This is a genomic window from Burkholderia sp. BCC1972, from assembly GCF_905339605.1.
Taxonomy (GTDB): domain Bacteria; phylum Pseudomonadota; class Gammaproteobacteria; order Burkholderiales; family Burkholderiaceae; genus Burkholderia.
Genome location: NZ_CAJPGH010000014.1, coordinates 1 through 22478 on the forward strand (window position 1 = coordinate 1; position 22478 = coordinate 22478).

19 protein-coding genes are annotated in these 22478 nt (G+C 68.3%); 10 read left to right on the forward strand and 9 right to left on the reverse strand.

Features of this window, described 5'->3' with window-relative positions; translation table 11 throughout:
• Positions 1 to 165: 165 nt before the first annotated feature.
• From aroC to U5798_RS20225, 3 genes are all read right to left on the reverse strand, one after another.
• Positions 166 to 1266: a chorismate synthase gene (gene aroC / locus U5798_RS20215; RefSeq protein WP_124455984.1), complete on the reverse strand. Its 1101-nt coding sequence runs from the start codon at positions 1264 to 1266 to the stop codon at positions 166 to 168.
• Between the two features lie 290 nt (positions 1267 to 1556).
• Positions 1557 to 3491 (reverse strand): MFS transporter, encoded by a 1935-nt coding sequence (locus U5798_RS20220; protein ID WP_124455983.1) that lies wholly within the window; start codon positions 3489 to 3491, stop codon positions 1557 to 1559.
• A gap of 139 nt (positions 3492 to 3630) precedes the next feature.
• On the reverse strand, positions 3631 to 4086 hold the full coding sequence (locus U5798_RS20225; RefSeq protein WP_006488504.1) for a CBS domain-containing protein: 456 nt from the start codon (positions 4084 to 4086) through the stop codon (positions 3631 to 3633).
• A 157-nt stretch (positions 4087 to 4243) separates the two neighbouring features.
• On the opposite strand from U5798_RS20225, the gene U5798_RS20230 reads away from it, so the two are divergent.
• Positions 4244 to 4561, forward strand: coding sequence for an Mpo1-like protein (locus U5798_RS20230; RefSeq protein ID WP_069256448.1), 318 nt, complete (start codon positions 4244 to 4246; stop codon positions 4559 to 4561).
• Between the two features lie 15 nt (positions 4562 to 4576).
• On the opposite strand, the gene U5798_RS20235 is transcribed toward U5798_RS20230, so the two are convergent.
• The gene (locus U5798_RS20235; RefSeq protein ID WP_322082978.1) at positions 4577 to 5908 is read right to left on the reverse strand and encodes a YihY family inner membrane protein; all 1332 of its coding nucleotides are present in this window, start codon (positions 5906 to 5908) and stop codon (positions 4577 to 4579) included.
• Positions 5909 to 6053: 145 nt separating this feature from the next.
• Between U5798_RS20235 and wrbA the strand changes: the two genes are divergently transcribed.
• The 4 genes from wrbA to U5798_RS20255 are packed head-to-tail and all read left to right on the forward strand — an operon-like array spanning position 6054 to position 9368.
• A complete protein-coding gene (gene wrbA, locus U5798_RS20240; RefSeq protein ID WP_175844346.1) occupies positions 6054 to 6674 on the forward strand; it encodes an NAD(P)H:quinone oxidoreductase in 621 nt (206 codons plus the stop codon).
• Complete coding sequence (locus U5798_RS20245) at positions 6671 to 7063, forward strand: DUF2069 domain-containing protein (RefSeq protein WP_322082979.1); 393 nt, start codon at positions 6671 to 6673, stop codon at positions 7061 to 7063. Before wrbA ends, U5798_RS20245 begins: the two co-directional genes overlap by 4 nt.
• Before the next feature lie 18 nt (positions 7064 to 7081).
• Positions 7082 to 8503, forward strand: coding sequence for an FAD-binding oxidoreductase (locus tag U5798_RS20250; RefSeq protein WP_322082980.1), 1422 nt, complete (start codon positions 7082 to 7084; stop codon positions 8501 to 8503).
• A gap of 25 nt (positions 8504 to 8528) precedes the next feature.
• Entirely contained in the window at positions 8529 to 9368 is an 840-nt protein-coding gene (locus U5798_RS20255; protein ID WP_124455978.1) for a metallophosphoesterase, read from the forward strand.
• A gap of 58 nt (positions 9369 to 9426) precedes the next feature.
• On the opposite strand, the gene U5798_RS20260 is transcribed toward U5798_RS20255, so the two are convergent.
• Positions 9427 to 9579, reverse strand: coding sequence for a hypothetical protein (locus tag U5798_RS20260; RefSeq protein WP_185658256.1), 153 nt, complete (start codon positions 9577 to 9579; stop codon positions 9427 to 9429).
• 117 nt (positions 9580 to 9696) lie between these two features.
• Complete coding sequence (locus U5798_RS20265) at positions 9697 to 10638, reverse strand: LysR family transcriptional regulator (protein ID WP_124455977.1); 942 nt, start codon at positions 10636 to 10638, stop codon at positions 9697 to 9699.
• A 157-nt stretch (positions 10639 to 10795) separates the two neighbouring features.
• Between U5798_RS20265 and U5798_RS20270 the strand changes: the two genes are divergently transcribed.
• The 4 genes from U5798_RS20270 to U5798_RS20285 are packed head-to-tail and all read left to right on the forward strand — an operon-like array spanning position 10796 to position 15708.
• Positions 10796 to 12400, forward strand: coding sequence for an efflux transporter outer membrane subunit (locus U5798_RS20270; protein WP_322082981.1), 1605 nt, complete (start codon positions 10796 to 10798; stop codon positions 12398 to 12400).
• A 15-nt stretch (positions 12401 to 12415) separates the two neighbouring features.
• Complete coding sequence (locus U5798_RS20275; RefSeq protein WP_322082982.1) at positions 12416 to 14620, forward strand: FUSC family protein; 2205 nt, start codon at positions 12416 to 12418, stop codon at positions 14618 to 14620.
• Positions 14617 to 14820, forward strand: a complete 204-nt coding sequence (locus U5798_RS20280; RefSeq protein ID WP_011351756.1) for a DUF1656 domain-containing protein — start codon at positions 14617 to 14619, stop codon at positions 14818 to 14820. The genes U5798_RS20275 and U5798_RS20280 overlap by 4 nt, the downstream gene beginning before the upstream one ends.
• A 12-nt stretch (positions 14821 to 14832) precedes the next feature.
• Positions 14833 to 15708: an HlyD family secretion protein gene (locus U5798_RS20285; RefSeq protein ID WP_011351755.1), complete on the forward strand. Its 876-nt coding sequence runs from the start codon at positions 14833 to 14835 to the stop codon at positions 15706 to 15708.
• 21 nt (positions 15709 to 15729) lie between these two features.
• On the opposite strand, the gene U5798_RS20290 is transcribed toward U5798_RS20285, so the two are convergent.
• Entirely contained in the window at positions 15730 to 17403 is a 1674-nt protein-coding gene (locus U5798_RS20290; RefSeq protein ID WP_322082983.1) for a methyl-accepting chemotaxis protein, read from the reverse strand.
• Positions 17404 to 17806: 403 nt separating this feature from the next.
• Here U5798_RS20290 and U5798_RS20295 point away from each other — a divergent pair, with 403 nt between their 5' ends.
• Positions 17807 to 19042, forward strand: coding sequence for an MFS transporter (locus U5798_RS20295; protein ID WP_322082984.1), 1236 nt, complete (start codon positions 17807 to 17809; stop codon positions 19040 to 19042).
• Between the two features lie 66 nt (positions 19043 to 19108).
• Here the strand turns inward: U5798_RS20295 and U5798_RS20300 are convergent, their stop codons facing one another.
• A complete protein-coding gene (locus U5798_RS20300) occupies positions 19109 to 19906 on the reverse strand; it encodes a 5'-methylthioadenosine/adenosylhomocysteine nucleosidase (RefSeq protein ID WP_322082985.1) in 798 nt (265 codons plus the stop codon).
• Positions 19903 to 22266: a UvrD-helicase domain-containing protein gene (locus U5798_RS20305; protein WP_124455971.1), complete on the reverse strand. Its 2364-nt coding sequence runs from the start codon at positions 22264 to 22266 to the stop codon at positions 19903 to 19905. The genes U5798_RS20300 and U5798_RS20305 overlap by 4 nt, the downstream gene beginning before the upstream one ends.
• Positions 22267 to 22478 lie beyond the last annotated feature (212 nt).

The following is a 22478-nucleotide window of genomic DNA, read 5'->3' on the forward strand; positions in this document are numbered from 1 at the left end:
TGGCGGGCCGAATTACCCGAACATGTAATCCGCCGGAACGCGCCGCCACGCGCGGCGCGCTTTTGTGGACCGCCACAAACGAAACGGGGCGCTGCTTGACGCAGCGCCCCGTTTTGCATTCTTGGCAGGCCGTCAGGCGAGACGCCGCGCCCCGCCCCGCTTGCGTCAGGTCGCGCTGCCGGCAATCTTCGGCGTCGACGTCTCGACATCGCCGCACTGCGCACGATGGCGCAGCGCGTGATCGATCAGCACCAGTGCGAGCATCGACTCGGCGATCGGCGTCGCACGAATGCCGACGCACGGATCGTGGCGGCCGAACGTCTCGACCGTCGCCTCGTCGCCTGCCTTCGTGATCGAACGGCGCGGCGTACGGATGCTCGACGTCGGCTTGATCGCGATCGACACGGTGATGTCCTGCCCCGTCGAAATCCCGCCGAGCACGCCGCCCGCATGGTTGCCGACGAAGCCGCCCGGCGTCAGTTCGTCGCCGTGCACCGAGCCGCGCTGCGCGACGCTGTCGAAGCCCGCGCCGATCTCGACGCCCTTCACCGCGTTGATGCTCATCATCGCCTTCGCGATATCGGCATCGAGACGGTCGAATACGGGTTCGCCCCAGCCGACCGGCACCCCCGACGCGACGACGTCGATGCGCGCGCCGATCGAATCGCCATCCTTGCGCAGCGCGTCCATGTACGCCTCGAGTTCCGGCACGATCGCCGCATTCGGCGAGAAGAACGGGTTCTCGCGCACGTGCGACCAGTCGACGAACGGCACGTCGATCTCGCCCAAGCCGCTCATGTAGCCGCGCACCTCGACGCCGAAGCGCTCGCGCAGCCACTTCTTCGCGACCGCGCCCGCACCGACGATCGGCGCGGTCAGGCGCGCGGACGAGCGGCCGCCGCCACGGTAGTCGCGGATGCCGTACTTCTGCCAGTAGGTGTAGTCGGCGTGACCGGGACGGAACGTCTCGACGATGTTGCCGTAGTCCTTGCTGCGCTGGTCGGTGTTGCGGATCAGCAGCGCGATCGGCGTGCCGGTCGTCACGCCTTCGAACACGCCCGACAGGATCTCGACCTCGTCGGCCTCCTGCCGTTGCGTCACGTGCCGCGACGTGCCGGGCTTGCGGCGATCGAGTTCGACCTGGATGTCGGCTTCGGTCAGCGCCATCCCCGGCGGGCAGCCGTCGATCACGCAGCCGATCGCGGGACCGTGCGATTCGCCGAAGGTCGTGACAGTGAAAAGCGTGCCGAGGGTATTGCCGGACATGATGGAACCGCCCAAAGAGAAATGGGCAAACCGATGCACTGCCAGGGCCGCAGGCAGGCCGATCCGTTTGCCGGTCGAGAAAAAGAGGTAAACCGCTATTATGCCAGCCGTCCCGGACCCGCGGGCCGTGTGAACCGTTCAGACCACACGGGCCGGCCGCGGATAAGGGAAGGTATGAGGCAAGTAGGCGATCGCGGGCCCTCGGCGTTGCGCCCGGGACCCGCCGAACCGGGGCCGCCATCCCGGCCCGATGCGCGGATCGATCATCCCGCGCCGGACCCGGCACCTGCCTACTTCCGCGCGCCGCGCAGCTCGGTCACCGCCGCCTGCAACAACTCGGGCGTCGCGACCGATGCCGCGATCGGCTCGCCGACCGCCAGCGTCAGCCGGCTCATCACGCCGCGCTTGATGGGGCGCGGCATCCGCGCATCGGAATGCCGCGAGAAATAGCTGCCCCACAGCCCGCGCAGCGCCATCGGGATCACGGGGGCCGGCGTGCGGCCCAGGATCTCGGTGATGCCGTGATGGAACGTATTGATGTCGCCCGTCTTCGTCAGCTTGCCCTCGGGGAAGATGCACACGAGTTCGCCTTCCTTCAGCGCGGCCTCGCACAAGTCGTACGCGCGCGCGAGCATCGCGGGATCCTCGTGGCGCGGCGCGATCGGGATCGCCTTCGCATGCCGGAACACCCAGCTCGCGAAGCGCGTCTTGAAGATCCGGTGATCCATCACGAAACGGATCGGGCGCGGGCTCGCGGCGGCCAGCACGAGCGCGTCGACGTAGCTGACGTGGTTGCACACGAGCACGGCCGCCCCTTCCGCCGGGATCCGCTCCGCATGGACGAGGCGGATCCGGTAGAACGTATGCACGAGCACCCACGCGACGAAGCGCAGCAGGAACTCGGGCACGAGCAGGTAGATATACGTCGCGACGATCACGTTGAGGAGCGCGGTGACGAGGAACAGCCCCGGGATGTCGACGCCGGCCTTGGTCAGCCCCATCGCCATCACGGCCGACAGGATCATGAACAGCGCGTTCAGGATGTTGTTCGCGGCGATGATCCGCGCGCGGTGCGTCGGCGCGCTGCGGCTCTGGATCAGCGCGTACAGCGGCACGCTGTAGAAGCCGCCGAACATCGCGAGCAGGAACAGGTCGGCCAGGATGCGCCAGTGGCGCGCACCGGCCAGGAACTCGCCGACCGACAGCAGGTGGCCAGGCGACGGCAGCGCGTGGCTCGCGAAATACAGCTCGATCGCGAACACGCTGATGCCGATCGAGCCGAGCGGCACGAGGCCGATCTCGACCCGCCGCTGCGACAGCCGCTCGCACAGCAGCGAGCCGAGGCCGATGCCGACCGAGAACGTCGCGAGCAGGATCGTGACGACGTCGGGGCTCGCGGACAGCACGTCCTTCGCAAAATTGAAGAACGACGTGAGGAACGTCGCGCCGACGAACCACAGCCACGAGATGCCGAGCAGGCTGAGGAACACGGTGCGGTTCTGGCGCGCGAGCCCGAGGTTGCGCCATGTTTCGCTGAACGGATTCCAGTTGATCACGAGATCGGGCTGCGGCGCGGGCGTCGACGGCACGCGCTGCGCGACGAGCCGCCCCGCGAGCGCGATTGCCACGACGCTTACCGCGAGCACGCGCTCGCCGGCGCCTTCGATGCCCGCGGCCGCACCGCCGATGATCGTGCCGATCAGGATCGCGATGAACGTGCCCATTTCGACGAGGCCGTTGCCGCCGACCAGCTCATGCTCGCCCAGATGCTGCGGCAGGTACGAATACTTGACGGGCCCGAACAGCGTCGAGTGCATCCCCATCATGAACGTGCACAGATACAGCAGCGTCGCGCTGTGCGTGACGAAACCGGCCGCGCCGACGAGCATCAGCACGATCTCGAAGGTCTTCACGAAGCGCGTGAGGGTCGCCTTGTCGTATTTGTCGGCGATCTGGCCGGACGTCGCCGAGAACAGCACGAACGGCAGAATGAAGATCGCGGAGATCAGGAACGCGGCCGTCTTCGCGTCGACGCCGGAGAACCGTGCGGTGTGATAGGTGACAAGCGACGTGAAGCCGATCTTGAAGACGTTGTCGTTCAGCGCACCGAGGAACTGGGTCGTGAAGAACGGCGCGAAACGGCGCTCGCGCAGCAGGTCGAACTGCGATGCGTGGGCGCGCCGTTCGTCGCGCCGCCCCGAAGTGGCTTGCGTGTGATCGCTCATGCGGAATACGCGCGCGTCGTCTCGGCGAAGCTGCGCGGGCCTCGTGTTGTCGTTAAAAAAAAGGCGGCGCAGGACAAGCCTGCGCCGCCGCATGCCGGATGGCGGCGCCCATGCATCGAGGTGCCGGGCGCGGCATGGTTCACGGCTTGTGCGCTTCGGCTTCCGATTCCGGCCAGTCGCGGATGTACGCCTTCAGCATCCGGTTCTCGAAGCTCTGCGCCTCGACGACCGTCTTCGCGACGTCGTAGAACGAAATGACGCCCATCAGCACCTTCTTGTCGAGCACCGGCATGTAGCGAGCGTGACGCTCGAGCATCATCCGGCGCACTTCGTTGACGTCGGTTTCCGGCGTACACGTGAGCGGCTCGTCCATCACCTTGCGCACCTGGACGTCGCCGATCGCGCCGCCGTTCACGTGCAGGCGCAGGATGATCTCGCGGAACGTCAGCATCCCGACGAGATCGCCGTACTCCATCACGACCAACGAACCGATATCGTGTTCGGCCATCGTATCGACCGCTTCGCGCAGCGGCTTATCGGGCGTCACCGTAAACAGCGTGTTGCCCTTCACTTTCAGAATATCGCTGACGCGCATCGTAGTCCCCTCATGCTTGAATGCAAAATCTCTTTCGATCCTATCGGAAAGCCTGTCAAAAGGAAAGCGCGGCCCGGCGCGGCGGCCCGCCGCCGCTTGCGGACCCGGGCCGGCCGCCGCACAATGACCCTATCGATGGCGGCCCGAGGAGACGGCCATGGCGCATACGCATTCCGAGCAATTCGCCAGCTTCGCTGATTTCTACCCGTATTACCTGAACGAACACCAGAACCTGACGTCGCGGCGGCTGCACTTCATCGGCTCGCTCGGCGTGATCGGCTGCGTCGCGATGGCGATCGCGACGGGCCACTGGCTGTGGCTGCCGGCGGCGATCGTCTGCGGCTACGGGTTCGCGTGGGTCGGACACTTCTTCTTCGAGAAGAACCGCCCGGCCACGTTCCGGCACCCGATCTACAGCCTGATGGGCGACTGGGTGATGTTCAAGGACATCTGCACCGGCAAGATTCCGCTGTAGCGCCGGGCGCCGCCTTCACGCAGGCCGCGGCGGCCGCGCGTGCGGGTCGGGCACGCCGTCGGATGCCTGCCCGCCGCTCCCGGCCGGCTGCGCGCCCGCGAGCCGGTGCGCGGCGATCAGCGACGCAAGCGACACGTCGAACCGGTCGCTCGACAGCACCGCGAGCAGCGCCGCGCCTTCGACGTGGCTGCGGCGACGCTGCAGCTGATAGGTCAGCTCCGTGCGGTCGATCACCAGCACGTCGAACAGTTGCGCGAGCGTCAGCTGCTCCGGATTCGCGAGCAGGATGTAGCGCGGCGTGGTCTCGCCGCCGCCTTCGAGCCGCGCAATCCACTCGCGCTCCTCCATCGTCGTCAATAACCGCTGCGCGGTTTCCATGTCGCAGCGCAGCATGGTCGCCAGCCGCATTGCCGTGTAGCCGCGCTTGCCGGCCGCGCGCGCTTCGGCCAGCCGCGCGAGCAGTTCGAGCGCGTCGAGCAGGTCGCTGCCCGGATAGTGAATGCGGTGGAACTGGCCGACGCGGATCGCCGGCAGCGCGGACGCCACCATCGCGCCGAGCAGCGCGATGAACCAGCTCAGGTACACCCACAGCAGGAACACCGGCAGCGCCGCGAACGCGCCGTAGACGGCCGTATAGGTCGGAATGCGCCGCACGTAGTAGCCGAAGCCGCGCTTCGCGAGCTCGAACGCGACGGCCGCGAACAGGCCGCCGATCACCGCGTCGCGCCACGCGACCGCACAGTTCGGCAGGTACACGTACAGCAGCGTGAACGCGAGCACCGTCAGCGGCAGCGAGACGAGCGCGAGCAGCCACTCGACGATCGACGTGGACGGCCCCGCGCCGGTGAATGCGAGCGACTGCGTGAACAGGTACGACGAGATCGACAGGCTCACGCCGAACAGCAAGGGCCCAAGCGTGATCAGCGCCCAGTACGCGAGCACGCGCTGCGCGAACGGCCGCGGCTTGCGCACGCGCCAGATCAGGTTGAACGCCGATTCGATCGTCATCATCGTCATCACCGACGTGACGACGAGCACGATCAGGCCGGCCGTCGTCAGCCCCTTGGCCTTCGACGCGAACTGGTTCAGGTACTTGAAGATCTGGACGTTGAACTGCGCAGGCATCAGGTGATCCGCGAGGAAGCCCTGCAGCGAGATCTGGAACGACGCGAACATCGGGAACGCGGTGAACAGCGCGAACGCGACCGTCACGAGCGGCACGAGCGCCAGCATCGTCGTGAAGGTCAGGCTGCCCGCCACTTGCGGGATGCGATCCTCGGCGCTGCGCCGAGCCGCGAACTGCGCGAGGCGCTTGAGGGTGTCGAGATCGACGCTCAACTTCGGCAAACGACTTCTCCTTCCTGATGCCGCGCGCCTCATGGCGCGCCGCCGCCGCGCTGCGCGACGGCTTCAGCCCCTATAATAGCCGCTCGATTCCAGCAGGGGCCGACTGCACCGGGCACGCGCGCGGCCGCATGCGGCTCCGTAGCCCATGAAAGACATCCTCGTCCTCTATTACAGCCGTCACGGCGCCACGCGCGATCTCGCGCTCGCGATCGCGAACGGCATCGACAGCGTGCCGGGCATGCAGGCGCGCATCCGCACCGTGCCGCCCGTGTCGACCGTCTGCGAAGCGACTGCCCCCGACATCCCCGCCGACGGCCCGCCGTACGCCGAGCTGCGCGATCTCGAGGAATGCGCGGGCCTCGCGCTCGGCTCGCCGACGCGCTTCGGCAACATGGCCGCATCGCTCAAGTATTTCCTCGACGGTACGACGCCGCAATGGCTGTCGGGCGCGCTGACCGGCAAGCCGGCGAGCGTGTTCACGTCGACGGGCAGCCTGCACGGCGGCCAGGAATCGACGTTGCTGTCGATGATGCTGCCGCTGCTGCATCACGGGATGATGATCGTCGGGATCCCATACACGGAATCGGCGCTCAGCACGACGCGCACCGGCGGCACGCCGTACGGCGCGTCGCATGTCGCGCACCACGACCGCACGGCGCCCGGCGGGCTGTCCGCGGACGAGAAGGCGCTCGCGGCCGCGCTCGGCGTGCGGCTGGCGCGCGCGGCGGCCGCCCTGTCGGCCGCCCAGGCCGCCGAGGCCGCATGAACGCTCCCGCCCGCCCCGCCGTCGCGGCCCGGCCGCGCTACGCGCTGGCCGCCGCCGCATGCCTCGCAGCGCTGATCGCGCTGTCGCTCGCGTGGGAACTGTGGCTTGCGCCGCTGCGCCCGGGCGGCTCCGCGCTGATGCTCAAGGCCGTGCCGCTCGCGCTCGCACTGCCCGGCGTCTGGCGGCGTAACATTTATACGATGCAGTGGGCGAGCATGCTGATCCTCGTCTATTTTGCCGAAGGCATCGTGCGCGGCATGTCCGATCGCGGGCTGTCCGCGACGCTCGGCTGGTGCGAGACCGCGCTTGCCGTCGGCTTCTTCGTGGCGGCGCTGGCCTACGTCGCGCCGTACAAGCGCGCGGCGAAAAAGTCGCGCGCCGCGTCCTGACCCTTACGCGACAAGGTGATGATGTCCTCCGAAGCTTTCGTTTCCGCGTGCCGCGACGCGATCGGCGCCGACCACGTGCTGACCGACCCGCACGATACCGAACCGTTCCTGACCGACTGGCGCCGCCGCTACAAGGGCGCCGCGTGCGCGGTGCTGAAGCCCGCGAACACGGCTGAAGTCGCCGCACTCGTGAAGCTCGCCAACACGCACGGCGTCGCGCTCGTGCCGCAAGGCGGCAACACCGGCCTCGCAGGCGGCGCCACGCCCGACGCGAGCGGCAGCCAGGCCGTGCTGAGCGTCGCGCGCCTGAACCGCGTGCGCGCGCTCGATCCGCACAACAACACGATCACCGTCGAAGCCGGCGTGATCCTCGCCGACGTGCAGGCACGCGCCCGCGAAGGCGGCCGGCTGTTCGCGCTGAGCCTCGCGGCGGAAGGCAGCTGCACGATCGGCGGCAACCTGTCGACCAATGCGGGCGGCACCGCGGTGCTGCGCTACGGCAACGCGCGCGAGCTGTGCCTCGGGCTCGAGGTCGTGACGCCGCAGGGCGAAATCTGGGACGGCCTGCGCGGATTGCGCAAGGACAACACGGGCTATGACCTGCGCGACCTGTTCATCGGCGCGGAAGGCACGCTCGGGATCATCACGGCGGCCGTGATGAAACTGCATCCGCTGCCGGCCGCGCAGGTCACGGCACTCGCCGCGCTCGAATCGCCGCACGCGGCGCTCGACTTCCTGTCGCTCGCGCAGCGCGCGGCCGGGCCGCTCCTGACCGGCTTCGAACTGATGTCGGATTTCTGCATGCAGCTGGTCGGCAAGCACTACCCGCAACTTCGCTACCCGTTCGCGCAGACGCATGCGCAGACGGTGCTGCTCGAACTGTCCGACAACGAAAGCGAAGCGCATGCGCGCGCGCTGTTCGAGAAACTGATGGAAGAAGCGTTCGAAGCGGGGCTCGTGGTCGACGCGGTGGTCGCGGAGAATCTCGCGCAGTCGCGCGCGTTCTGGGACCTGCGCGAGCATATCCCGCTCGCGCAGGCCGACGAAGGGCTCAACATCAAGCACGACATCGCGGTGCCGATCTCGTCGGTCGCACGCTTCATCGACGAGACCGACGCGGCGATCCAGCAGGCCGCGCCCGGTGCACGCATGGTCACGTTCGGCCACCTCGGCGACGGCAACCTCCACTACAACGTGCAGATGCCCGAAGGCGGCGACGCGAAGGCGTTCCTCGCGGCGTTCCAGGGGCCGATCAACCGGATCGTGTACGACAACGTGCACCGCCACCACGGCACGATCAGCGCCGAGCACGGGATCGGCCAGCTGAAGATCGACGACGCGCAGCGCTACAAGGCGCCGGTCGAGACGACGCTGATGCGCACGCTGAAGACCGCGCTCGACCCGCGCGGCCTGATGAATCCCGGCAAGGTCCTGCGCTGAAGCCGCCCACTCCGGAGCCCCGCCCGTGAAAGTCCGCGTCCTGTCCGACCTGCATCTCGAAAGCAACCAGCCCGACGTGATCGCGCATGCCGACGCGGATCTCGTCGTGCTGGCCGGCGACATCCACAATCACGCGGAGGGCCTGCGCTGGGCCGCCGAGACGTTCGATCCCTCCGTGCCGGTGGTCTACGTGCCGGGCAACCACGAGTATTACGACGGGGAATTCGGCGCGCTGGAGACGGCGATGCGCGACGCGGCGCACGCGCTCGACAACGTGCATTACCTGAACAACGGCGTCTACGTCGATCCCGAGCAGCGCTTCCGCGTGCTCGGCACGACGCTCTGGGCCGATTTTTCGCTGTTCGGCCGCGACGAAGCCAGCATGGCCGGCGCGATCGACGCCGCGCTGCGCGTGATGCTCGATTTCAAGGGACTGATCCAGGTGACCTGGCCGCACGACGCGGCGCTGCATGCGGCACCGGGTACGCCGGGTGCGCCTGAACGGGATTTCTCGCCGGCCGACGCGATCGCGCTGCACCGGCAAAGCCGTAAATGGCTGGAAACGCAACTCGCGACGCCGTTCGCGGGCAAGACGATCGTCGTCACCCATCATGCGCCGCACCGGCGCTCGCTGGCGGCACGCTATGCGGAAGATCTTGCGTCGGCGGGGTTTGTGACGGACATGGCGGAACTGGTGCAGCCGCCGGTGGATCTGTGGCTTCACGGCCACACCCATACGTCATTCGACTACGTTGCGGGCGGCGGCACGCGCGTGGTGTGCAACCCGCGCGGCTACATCCACCGGCGCACCGGCGAACTCGAAAATCAAGCGTTCGCGTGGGACAAGGTCGTCGAGCTCGGCTGAACGCCGGCCCGCCAGGCCGCGTTGCGCGGCCTTCCCGCCACCGCGCGTGACGGCAGGATCAGCGGCCGCGGCCGCGCGGCTCGCGCACGCGCACCGGAACCGGCTTCATCTGCGCCTTCGCCTTCATCGCGCGCAGCAGGTCGCGGGTCGCCGCGGCGGCAGCGGCTGCGCCCAGCAGGACGCCAAGGCCGATCATCAGGTGCGTATCCATTGCTACTCCGGGGTTGCGTATCTCGTTAATTCCCACAGTATCAAACTGTCTGACACGCGTTCGTAAAAAAATGTTGCGTGAAGGACAAATCTCGTCAGATTGCGGTCAACCGCGCTGTCATGTCGCATGCGTGTACTGCTCGAGCGCGGCTTCGTCCGCTTCGAGCGTGAGCGGCAACTCTTCGCGCAGGAAATCGACCCAGGTGCGGATTTTCGCGTCGAGGTACTGGCGCGACGGATACAGCGCGTAAATGTTCATCACGTGCGACCGGTACGCCGGCATCACGCGCACGATGTGCCCGCTGCGCAGCCAGCCGATCGCCGAATAGAGCGGCAACCCGCCGATCCCCATCCCTTCCCGCACGGCCACCGCGAGCGCCTCGGCGACGTTCACGCGAAACGGCGGCGCCGTGATCGGCACGATCTCGTCGCCGTTCGGCCCCGCCAGCGCCCATTCGTCGAAGTGAAAGCCCGGCGCGACCATCCCGAGGCATACGTGCTGCGCGAGATCGGCCGGCAGCCGCGGCACGCCGTGCGCCTCGACGTAGCCGGGCGACGCGCAGACGACGCTGTAGCTCTCGCCGAGCCGCTGCGATACGAGCCCCGAATCGGGCAGGTCGCGGCCGACGACGATCGCGACGTCGTACCCCTCGTCGAGCAGGTCGGGCATCCGCTGCGCGAGCGTCAGTTCGACATGCACGTCCGGATAGCGCTCGCGGTAGCGCGCGATCGCCGGCACCAGGTAGTGCTGGCCGAGGCTCGTGAAGCAATGGACCTTCAGCTTGCCCGACGGGCGTGCGTGCGCGTCGCCGGCCTCGGCTTCGGCCTGATCGACGTACGCCAGGATCTGCTCGCAGCGCTGCAGGTAGCGCTCACCGGCTTCGGTCAGCGCGATCCGGCGCGTCGTGCGGTTCAGGAGACGCGTGCGCAGGTGCGCCTCGAGATCCGAGACCGCGCGCGACGCGTAGGCGGTGGTCGAGTTCATCTGCTGGGCAGCCGCGGTAAAGCTTCCCGCGTCGACCACGCGAACGAACACCCGCATGTTTTGTAGCGTATCCATCCCATTACCCGTTTGAATCCGGAGGGATTGTTGCACAGGGGCCAACAAATATTATCTCAGGATTCGTAAAAATGACTTGCACCGTTGTTCGTTTATTCAGGAATCACTGAAAAATATAATCGCATCCGACTCATCTATATCCGAAAGGGAGAAAATCGTGCAGTCTCCGGCGACAAAAGGGACGCTCGCACTGGCGGTTCTTGCAGTCTCATTAATAATGGCCGGATGCGCGAGCATGGGCGACAACAACAAGCCGCAATCGGCCCGCCTCGAGGCGAACGCGCTCGACGCCGGCGCCGCGATCCGCGGGGCCGACCGCGACGCGGGCTGGCCCGCGGCCGACTGGTGGCGCGCCTATCGTGATCCGCAACTCGACGCATGGATTGCGTCCGCCCAGGCCGGCAATCCGACCCTCGCGGCCGCCGAGGCGCGCGTGCGCGAAGCGCAGGCGATGGCGCGCGTCGCCCGCTCGGCCGAACTGCCGCAGATCAACGGCAACCTGTCGTTGACGCGCGAGCACTGGCCCGACAACGTGTTCTACGGCCCGGGCCCGCTCGCGAACGCCGACACCTGGAACAACACGGGCACGCTCGGCCTGTCGTACCACCTCGACCTGTGGGGCAAGGACAAGAACGCGACCGAACGCGCGCTCGACACAGCGCATGCGACCGCCGCCGACGCGCGTGCGGCGAAGCTCGAACTCGAAGTCAACGTCGTGCGCGCGTATGTCGGCATGTCGATGAACTACGCGCTGCTCGACCTCGCGCATGAAACGTTCGAGCGCCAGCGTTCGCTCGCCGATCTCGCGCGCAAGCGGCTGCAGGCCGGCCTCGGCACGCAGCTCGAAGTGAGCCAGGCGGAATCGACGCTGCCCGACTACGAGCGCCAGATCGACAGCTACGAGGAAGCGATCCAGCTCGCGCGCCATCAGCTCGCCGCGCTGGCCGGCAAGGGCCCGGGCGCCGGCGACGCGCTCAAGCGGCCGCAGCTGTCGCTCGATGCGCCGGCCGGCCTGCCGGCGGCGCTGCCGGCCGACCTGCTCGGCCGCCGCCCCGACGTCGTCGCGGCGCGCTGGACGGTCGACGCGCAGGCACGCGGCATCGACGTCGCGAAAGCGTCGTTCTACCCGAACATCGACCTGCTCGCGACAGTCGGCGGCTTCGGCGTGACCGCGCCGTTCACCGACTTCCTGCGCGCGATGAACGGCGGCTGGACGGCCGGCCCCGCGCTGTCGCTGCCGATCTTCGAAGGCGGCCGGCTGCGTGCGCAGCTCGGCGCGGCGAACGCCGGCTACGACCAGGCGGTCGAGCGTTACAACCAGACGATCGTCGGCGCGCTCAAGGACATCGCCGACCAGGTCGTGCGGATCCGCTCGCTCGATACGCAGAAGAAGGACGCCGCGCGCTCGGTGGCCGCCAATGACCGCAGCTACCAGCTGTCGCGCGAAGGCTTCCGCCGCGGGCTGACCGATTACGTGAACGTGCTGGTCGCGCAACAGCAGTTGCTGCGCGCGCAGGAGACGGCCGCCCGCATCGATGCGGAACGCCTCGCCGCGCATGCGCAGCTGATGGCCGCGCTCGGCGGCGGGGTCGAGACGGGCAAGGATGTGCGGGACGGCCATCCGTCGGGAGGCGATCCGTCGGGCGGCCAACCGCCGAAGGACAAGGCCGCCGCCGCGTCGGGCACGAAGCCCGTGGCAGCCGTCGCCCGGCCCGCGCAGGTCGCGACCGCCGGCGCGTCCGGCGTGACGGCCGCACGGTAACGCGGAGCGACCGCCATGTCTGCCTCCTCCCCCGCTTCCGCGCCCGCCGGCGGCCCGTTCGCGGCCTGGACCGCCGCGTTCGGCGACTGGGCCCGCACCGACGGCGCCGCGTGGCTCTACCTGTTCAAGGCGCTGCTCGCCGCGTTCATCGCGACCGGCGTGTCGATGCGGCTCGACCTGCCCGCGCCGAAAACGGCGATGACGACGGTGTTCATCGTGATGCAGCCGCAAAGCGGCGCAGTGCTCGCGAAGAGCTTCTATCGCGTCGCCGGCACGATCTTCGGGCTCATCGCGACGCTCACGTTCGTCGGGCTCTTCCCGCAGCAGCCGCAGCTGTTCCTGCTGGCCGTCGCGCTGTGGGTCGCGCTGTGCACGGCCGGCGCCGCGCGCAACCGCAACTTCCGCAGCTACGGCTTCCTGCTGGCCGGCTACACGACCGCGCTGATCGGGCTGCCCGCGTCGCAGCACCCGGACGGCGCGTTCATGAGCGCGATGACGCGCGTGGCCGAAATCATGGTCGGGATCGTGTCGGCCGGCGTGGTCTCCGCGCTCGTGTTTCCGCAGACCACGGGCGAGCAGATGCGCACGACGGTGCGCAAGCGCTTCGGCAGCTTCGTCGACTACGTCGCGTCGGCGCTGTCGGGCACGCTCGATCGCGCGCATATCGAAACCATCCATACGCGCTTCGTCGCGGACGTGGTCGGGTTCGAGGCCGCGCGCAGCATGGCCGTGTTCGAGGATCCGGACACGCGGATGCGCAGCGGCCGCCTCGCACGGCTGAACAGCGAATTCATGAGCGCGTCGAGCCGCTTCCATGCGCTGCACCAGTTGATGAACCGGCTGCATGCGGCCGGCGCGCAGGCCGCGATCGACGCGATCGAGCCGTACTTCCGCGAAATCGCGCCGCTGCTGCTGACGCCCGCCGGCGAACCCGTGCGCACGTCGGCCGACGCCGGTCATGCGGCCGAGCAGCTGCTCGCCTGGCGCGACGCGCTGCCGCGCCGCATCCGTGCGACGCGCGCGGCGCTCGAAACGCAGCCGGACTTTCCGCTGCTCGACTTCGATACGGCCGCCGAGCTGCTGTACCGTTTCATCACCGACCTGCACGAATACGCGGCGACCTACGCGTCGCTGTCGACCGCGACGCACGAACGCGAACGCTGGATCGAGCGCTACGAGCCGCGCACCAACATGACCGCGATGGTGATCGCGGCGATCCGCACCGCGACCGTGATCCTCGTGCTCGGCTGGTTCTGGATCGAGACCGCGTGGCCGAGCGGCGTGACGATGACGCTGACGGCGGCGGCCACCTGCGCGCTCGCGTCGTCGACACCGCGTCCGACCGCGATGTCCGCGCAGATGGGCATGGGTACCGCGCTCGCCGTCTGCACGGGTTTCCTGCTGACGTTCGGCATCTATCCGCACATCGACGGCTTCCCGCTGCTGTGCGTCGCGCTCGCGCCGCTGCTCGCGATCGGCATCTTCATGACGCTGAAGCCGAAGCTCGCCGGGTACGGGATGGGCTACCTGATCTTCTTCAGCTTCCTCGCCGGCCCGGACAACATCACGCACTACGACCCGACCAGCTTCATGAACGATGCGCTCGCGCTCGTGCTGTCGATGCTGGTATCGGCGATCGCGTTCGCGGTGCTGTTCCCGCCGACCGCGCCGTGGCTCAAGAAGCGGCTGTTCGCCGACCTGCGCCACCAGGCCGTCGCGGCCGGCCATGCGCGGCTCGCCGGCTTGCGCACACGCTTCGAGAGCGGCGCGCGCGACCTGATGTACCAGGCGCACACGCTGTCGGCCGACCAGCCCGACGTGCAGCGCGACGCACTGCGCTGGATGTTCGCGGTGCTCGAAGCCGGCAACGCGACGATCGACCTGCGCCACGAGCTGGCGACGCTGCCGCCCGACCCGCGCTATGCGCCGGCGATGCCGTGGCGTCGTGCGATCGAGACGATGCGCAGCGCGCTGGCCGCGCTGTTCTCGAAGCCGAACGCCGCACGTTTCGACGCGACGCTCGCCGCGACCAATGCGGCAATCGACGCGACGCGGCAGGTGCTCGACGCGTTCGAGCCGTCGCGCGAGGAGCGCCACCGGCTGCAGCGCATCCTGAGCCATCTGCATTTCGTGCGCACCGCGCTGCTCGATCCGGAATCGCCGCTCGAGCCGCTCAACCGCAACCGCCCCGTGCGTCCCCAACCAGGAGCCTCGTCATGATGCCGCGTGAAATCGCCATTCTCGATGCCTACATGCCCACGGTGGTGCTGATGTTCGTCCTGGGCGCGCTCGCGACCTGGGCCGTCGACCGCCTGCTCGCCTATACGGGCCTCTACCGTCTCGTCTGGCACCCGTCGCTGTTCCGGGCCTGCCTTCTCGTCTGCATTTGCGGCGGACTGAGTCTCGCCGTTTACCGTTGATTCCGAACCATCATGATTCTCAGAAAACTCTTCGGCTTCGTCGCGACCGCCGTCATCCTTCTCGTCGCGATCCTGATCGGGCGCTCGCTGTGGGTGCACTACATGGACGATCCGTGGACGCGCGACGGGCGCGTGCGCGCCGAGATCGTCAACGTCGCGCCGGACGTGTCGGGCGCGATCGTCGAGCTGCCCGTGCATGACAACCAGCTCGTGAAGAAAGGCGACCTGATCATGCAGATCGACCCGTCGCACTACCAGATCGCGGTCGAGCAGGCGCAGGCGGCGGTCGCCGCTCGCCGCGCGGAACTGCAGATGCGCCGCGACGACGCGGCCCGCCGCGCGGATCTCGATGCGCTCGTCGTGTCGAAGGAAAACCGCGAGAACGCCGCGCACAGCGCGTCGAGCGCCGATGCGCAGTACCAGCAGGCGATCGCCGCGCTGGACGCCGCGAAGCTCAACCTCGAGCGCACGCGCGTGGTCGCGCCGGTCGACGGCTACATCACGAACCTGCAGACGTTCAAGGGCAACTACGCGGTGGCCGGCCAGGCGAAGCTCGCGATCGTCGACAGCCACTCGTTCTGGGTCTACGGCTACTTCGAGGAAACCAAGCTGCCGCGCGTGAAGATCGGCGCGCCGGCCGAAATGCGGCTGATGAGCGGCGGCGTGATGAAGGGCCACGTCGAGAGCATCTCGCGCGGCATCTACGATCGCGACAACCCGCAAAGCCGCGACCTCGTCGCGGACGTGAACCCGACGTTCAACTGGGTGCGCCTCGCACAGCGCGTGCCGGTGCGCATCAAGATCGACGACGTGCCGGCCGACGTGGTGCTGTCGGCGGGCACGACCTGCACGGTCATCATCGATCCGGACAAGCAGAAGAAGTCGTAACGGCCGGACGGCCCGGCGCGCTCAGGCCGCGATGCGGAACCGCCCGACCAGCGACTTGAGCGCCTGAGCCTGCTCGTCGAGCGCGTTGGCGGCAGCGGCCGCCTGCTCGACGAGCGCCGCGTTCTGCTGCGTGCCGGCGTCCATCTGCGTGACCGCGCGGCCGATCTCGTCGATCCCGGCGCTCTGCTCGTCCGATGCCGCCGAAATCTCTCCGATGATGTCGGTCACGCGCTTCACCGCGCGCACGACGTCGCCCATCGTGCGGCCCGCGTCGTGCGCGAGCGCCGCGCCGTTCGCCACCCGCTCGACCGACGCGCCGATCAGCTCACGGATCTCCTTTGCCGCGGTCGCCGAGCGCTGCGCGAGCAGGCGCACCTCGCCGGCAACCACCGAGAAGCCGCGCCCCTGTTCGCCGGCGCGCGCGGCCTCGACGGCCGCGTTCAACGCCAGGATGTTGGTCTGGAATGCGATCCCCTCGATCGTGCCGATGATGTCGCGGATGTTCTTCGCGCTGTCGTCGATCTCGCTCATCGTCGCGACCACGCGCCCGACGACCTCCCCGCCCGTCTCCGCCACCGCCGACGCATTGGCCGCGAGCGTGCTCGCCTGCCGCGCGTTCTCGGCGTTCTGCCGCACGGTCGACGTGAGCTGCTCCATGCTGGCCGCGGTACGCTCGAGCGCGACGGCCTGCTGCTCGGTGCGGCGCGACAGGTCGAGATTGCCAGTCGAGATTTCGCCGGACGCGGCCGCGATGGCCTCGGCGCTCACGGCGATCTCGCCTACGGTGGCCGCGAGCCCCGTCTGCATGTCGGCCAGCGCGCGCACCATGCTGTCGCGATCGTGCCGGCCGAGCGTGATCGGCCGCGTGAGGTCGCCGCGCGCGATGTCCGCGGCAATCTCCTTCGCGAGCGCGGGCTCGCCGCCGAGCTGCGACGCGAGGCGCCGCACGACGCGCTCGGCGATCACGATCGCGAGCACGATCAGCGCGGCCGTCATCGCCGCGATCATCGCGAACGACGACGAAAAGATGGTGGCCGATGCATCGAGCGTCGCCTTCGACTTCTCGCCGCGCGTCTTCACGAGTTCGGCGACGAGCTTCTCGAGCTTGCCGGTCTCGACCAGCAGCGACACGTCCTGCGTGCCGACCTGCCAGTTCATCTGCGACAGGTCGAGCGGCTGCGCGCGCACGAGCGTGACGAAATCGCGCAGATGCGCGCTCCATGTGCCGACGGCCGTCGAGAATGCGCGCAGCCGCGCCGAATCGTCGGCATCGGCCGGATCCGCGTAGCGCTGCAGCGTGCCGAGCGCCTGGCCGATCGACGCGAGCCCCGCGCCGACGTCGGCGCCGAGTTCGTCGCGCTCCTTCGCGGTGGTCGCGGTCAGCAGCATCTTCTGCGCGCGACTCGCACGCAGCACCTCGGCCCGCACCTCCTGCGCCGCGCGGCTCGCGACGTGGCCCTGCTCATAGACCGACGCGATCGACGCGTTCAGCCGGCTGATCTGCCACAACGAAAACACGCCGATCGCGAGCGTGCCGGCCAGCAGGATCGCGAACGCGGCGCGCAACGTCGCCTTGACGGTCCATGGCCGGCGCGCGCGGCGCGCCGCGCGCGTGCGCCGTGCGGCGCGACCGGCGGCAACGTCGGGTGCGGCGGCCGCCGCACCGGGCTGTGGATGCAAAGATGCTGCTTTCATCGAACTATCCCCGTATGGATCACGCTGCCGGAAAGGTCGGTCCCGGCAATCCCGCGATGGCAGGCCATGCCGCGCGTCCTGCGCCCGCCCGGCGGGTAGCCGGCCGGACGCGGCGCGCATGTTGTCATTGGGTCGTTCTACGGCCGCCACCGCCGTTTCTTGAGTCCGGTAAAACACCACCGAGCCCCGGCGCAGCCCTGCTGAAGCGGCGGACGCGCCGCCAGCGTTATACCCGTCCAAAAAAGCACGCAGCGGCCAATCCGTCCGATGAATGTCCGATTCGCGATAAAACTTGGCCTGACATTCTCGATACGCCACATTACACTTGTTTGACGCATCAACGAATCAAAGACGCGCCGATCCCCATCAGAGCGCGCCCTCCACCTCAACTCGTTCAGCTCACATGGAAACCAGCCTCGACTCCCGGGCAGGCGCAGCCGCCGCCCAGCCGTCCGCCCCACCCGTCGCCCGCACCGTCTACCCGGTGCTCGGCGCGATCAGCTTCTCGCACATGCTCAACGACATGATCCAGTCGTTGATCCTCGCGATCTATCCGATGCTCAAGAGCCAGTTCGCGCTGTCGTTCGCGCAGATCGGCCTGATCACCCTCACCTACCAGATCACCGCGTCGCTGCTGCAGCCGCTCGTCGGCCTCTACACCGACAAGCGGCCCAAGCCGTATTCGCTGCCGGTCGGCATGGGCTTCACGCTCGCGGGGCTGCTGCTGATGTCGGCGGCGTCGAGTTTCCCGATGCTGCTGGTGGCCGCGGCGCTCGTCGGCTGCGGCTCGTCGGTGTTCCATCCCGAATCGTCGCGCGTCGCGCGGATGGCGTCGGGCGGCCAGCACGGGCTCGCTCAGTCGGTGTTCCAGGTCGGCGGCAACGCGGGCTCCGCGCTCGGGCCGCTGCTCGCCGCGCTCGTGATCATCCCGCACGGCCAGCACAGCATCGCGTGGTTCTCGGCAGCCGCGCTCGTCGCGATGATCGTGCTCACGCAGATCGGCCACTGGTACAAGAGGCATCCGTCGATGAAGAAAAAGGCCGTGCCGGCCGGCCACCCGACACTGTCGCGCGGCCGCGTGATGGGCGCGATCGGCGTGCTGGTGCTGCTCGTGTTCTCGAAGTACTTCTACCTCGCGAGCATCAACAGTTATTTCACGTTCTACCTGATCGACAAGTTCCACCTGTCGGTGCAGGCCGCGCAGATCCACCTGTTCGTGTTCCTCGCGGCCGTGGCGGCCGGCACGCTGATCGGCGGGCCCGTCGGCGACCGGATCGGCCGCAAGTACGTGATCTGGGTTTCGATCCTCGGCGTCGCGCCGTTCACGCTGCTGCTGCCGTATGCGAACCTGTTCTGGACGAGCGTGCTGACCGTGATCATCGGCATCGTGCTGGCATCGGCATTCGCCGCGATCCTCGTCTATGCGACGGAACTGATGCCCGGCAAGGTCGGGATGGTCGCGGGCCTGTTCTTCGGCTTCGCGTTCGGGCTCGGCGGGGTCGGCGCGGCCGTGCTCGGCCAGCTCGCCGATGCGACGAGCATCACGTTCGTCTACAAGGTGTGCTCGTTCCTGCCGCTGATCGGCGTGCTGACGATCTTCCTGCCGAACCTCGAAAGCAGCCGGCGCAAGAAGGCGTGACAAGCCGGCCGCGGCGTGCGCGCCGCGGCCGGTCGAACGGCTGGGAGGGAGAGTACGGCGGCGGCTTCAGGCCGCCGTCGTCGCATGCAGCGTCAGGAAACGCTTGAGGATGCCGGACGAATAGCTGCTCGCGATCGCCGACAGGAAGTGCGAGAACGACTGCGTTGCATGATCGTCGGCCGTATCGGAAACGGTGCGCACGAGCGCGAACGGCACGTCGTGCTCCGCGCACACCTGCGCGATCGCGGCGCCTTCCATTTCGACCGCGAGTGCGTCCGGCAGCGCGTCGCGCAGCGCGACGACCTCGCGCTCGCTCGACACGAAGCGGTCGCCGCTGATGATGAGCCCCGCGTGCAGCGTCGCGCCGGCGAGCCCGAAGCGCTCGGCGAACTGCGCGCCCTCTTCCGCGACGAACAGCGTGCACGCGGCACGCAGGCGCGCCGTCAGTGCCGCGTCGGTCGTGAAGCGCGTGATGCCGAGCAGCGGCACCTCGTAGCGCGGAAAGAGCGGCGATGCGTCGAGATCGTGCTGCAGCAGCGTATCGGCCACGACGACGTCGCCGACCCGCACCGTGCGCGACACGCCGCCCGCGACACCGGTGAACACGACGCCCGACACGCCGAACACGTGGATCAGCGCGCTGACCGTCGCGGCGGCCGCGACCTTGCCGATCCGCGCGAGCGTGACGACGCAGGCCGCGCCGTGCACGGTGCCGACGTGGTAATCGCGGCGGCCGAGCGTGACCGTCTTCATCGCGCCTTCGGCGCGCATCGCGGCGATCAGGTCGCCGAGTTCCTCGGGCAGCGCGGCGAGAATGCCGAGCGGCCGGGCCGCAAGCGTGGAATCCATGTCGATGTCCATCATTCCACCGCCTGCAGTTTCGCGACCGCGAGCGCGAGCCACTTCTCGCCGTGCCGCTTGAACTTCACCTGGGCCTTCGCATCGGTGCCGTTGCCTTCGAGCGCGGTGACCGTGCCTTCGCCGAACTTGGTATGGAACACCTGCTGGCCGACCCGGAAGCCTGCGTCGGCTGCGCGCTGCTTGTCCGCGAACGCGGGCAGCGGCGCGGACACGGCCGCATCGACGATCTGCTCGCGACTGCCGCCGCCCGGCCGCGCGAACCAGTCGCGCCCGTACCCGGCGTTGTCCGAACGCCCGCCCCAGCGCGAACCGGCCTCGACCTTCGGCGTCAGCCACTTCAGCACGTGCTCGGGCAATTCGTCGAAGAAGCGCGAACGCACGTTGTAGCGCGTCTGGCCATGCAGCATCCGGCTCTGCGCGAACGACAGGTAGAGCCGCTCCTTCGCGCGCGTGATCGCGACGTACATCAGCCGGCGCTCTTCCTCGAGGCCGTCGGATTCGAGCACGCTGTTCTCGTGCGGGAACAGCCCTTCCTCGAGGCCCGTGATGAACACGGCCGAGAATTCGAGCCCCTTCGCCGCGTGGACCGTCATCAGCTGCACGGCGTCCTGGCCGGCCTGCGCCTGGTTGTCGCCGGCCTCCAGCGACGCATGCGACAGGAAGCCGGCAAGCGGCGTCATCGTGTCGGGGTTCTGCGCCGGGTCCGCGGGCGACTCCGGATCGAGCACGTCGACCGCCGGATCGTCGGTCGCGGTGCCGAGCTCGGGTGCCGCGATCGCGCCCGCGCGCAGCGGGATCGAGCGGGCCGGCGTATCGAGCCCGTAGCCTTCCTCGGCGATGAACGCGGTGGCCGCGTTCACGAGTTCCTGCAAGTTCTCGAGGCGGTCCTGGCCTTCGCGCTCGCCCTGGTAGAAATCGGCGAGGCCGCTGGCGCGCACGATGTGCTCGACGGTGTCGGGCAGGTTCATGTGCTGGGTATCGGCGCGCATCTTCGCGACCAGGTTCGCGAACCCGCCGAGGCTCGTGCCGGCCTTGCCCGTCACGTACGGAATCGCGGCGGCCATCGAGCAGCCGTAGAGACGCGCGGCGTCGGCGAGCTGCTCGATCGAGCGCGCGCCGATCCCGCGGGTCGGGAAGTTCACGACGCGCACGAACGCCGTGTCGTCGTTCGGGTTGTCGATCAGGCGCAGGTACGCGAGCGCGTGCTTCACTTCCTGCCGCTCGAAGAAGCGCAGGCCGCCATACACGCGGTACGGGATGCCCGACGACATCAGCGTGTGCTCGATCGAGCGCGACTGCGCGTTGCTGCGGTACAGGACGGCCACTTCGCTGCGCGCCATCCCGGTGTTGATCAGCGAGCGGATCTCCTCGACGATCCAGCCGGCTTCCTGCGAATCGGTGCTCGCCTCGTACACGCGCACGGGCTCGCCGTGGCCGGCGTCGGTGCGCAGGTTCTTGCCGAGGCGGTGCGCGTTGTTCGAGATCAGCTGGTTCGCCGCGTCGAGGATGTTGCCGTGCGACCGGTAGTTCTGCTCGAGCTTGATCAGGTTGCGCACGCGGAATTCGTCTTCGAAGTCGCGCATGTTGCCCACGTTCGCGCCGCGGAACGCATAGATCGACTGGTCGTCGTCGCCGACCGCGAAGATCGCGTTCTCGCCGCCCGCGAGCATCTTGAGCCACGCGTACTGCAGCTTGTTGGTGTCCTGGAACTCGTCGACGAGGATGTGCCGGAAGCGCGCCTGGTAGTGCGCGCGTAGCGGTGCGTTGTACGCGAGCAGTTCGTAGCAGCGCAGCAGCAGCTCGGGGAAATCGACGACGCCCTCGCGCTGGCACTGCTGGTCGTACGCCTGGTACAGCTCGACGAACTTGCGGTTGAAGTTGTCAGTCGCGTCGACCTTGTCGGGACGCAGCCCCTGCTCCTTCGCGTTGTTGATGAAGTACTGGACGTTCTTCGGCGGGTACTTTTCGTCGTCGACGTTCGCGGCCTTCATCAGCCGCTTGATCGCGGACAGCTGGTCGGCGGTATCGAGGATCTGGAACGTCTGCGGCAGGCCGGCGTCGCGCCAGTGCGTGCGCAGCATCCGGTTGCACAGGCCGTGGAACGTGCCGATCCACATCCCGCGCGTGTCGATCGGCATCATCGCCGACAGGCGCGCCATCATCTCGCGCGCGGCCTTGTTCGTGAAGGTGACGGCGAGCACGGTGGGCGGCGATGCGTAGCCCTGCTGGATCAGCCACGCGATACGCGTGATCAGCACGCGGGTCTTGCCGCTGCCCGCCCCTGCAAGGATCAGCGCCGGTTCGTTCGGCAACGTGACGGCGGCGAGTTGTTCGGGGTTCAGATTGGCGAGCAGATCGGGCATGGAGCGGCAGCTAACGGGCGAGAAAAATGCGGACCCGACATTATAAGTCGGCCGCGCGATGCCGTTCCCGATCCGTTCGGCCGCGCGTGGCGGGCACGTTGCCGGCACGTTGCGGCCCCGTCTCGGCAGGCCCGTGCCGGCAAGGCGATGGCTGGCCGATGGGCATCCATTTATAATTGTCAGATTCGGCATCCAATTCACGCATTTTTCGG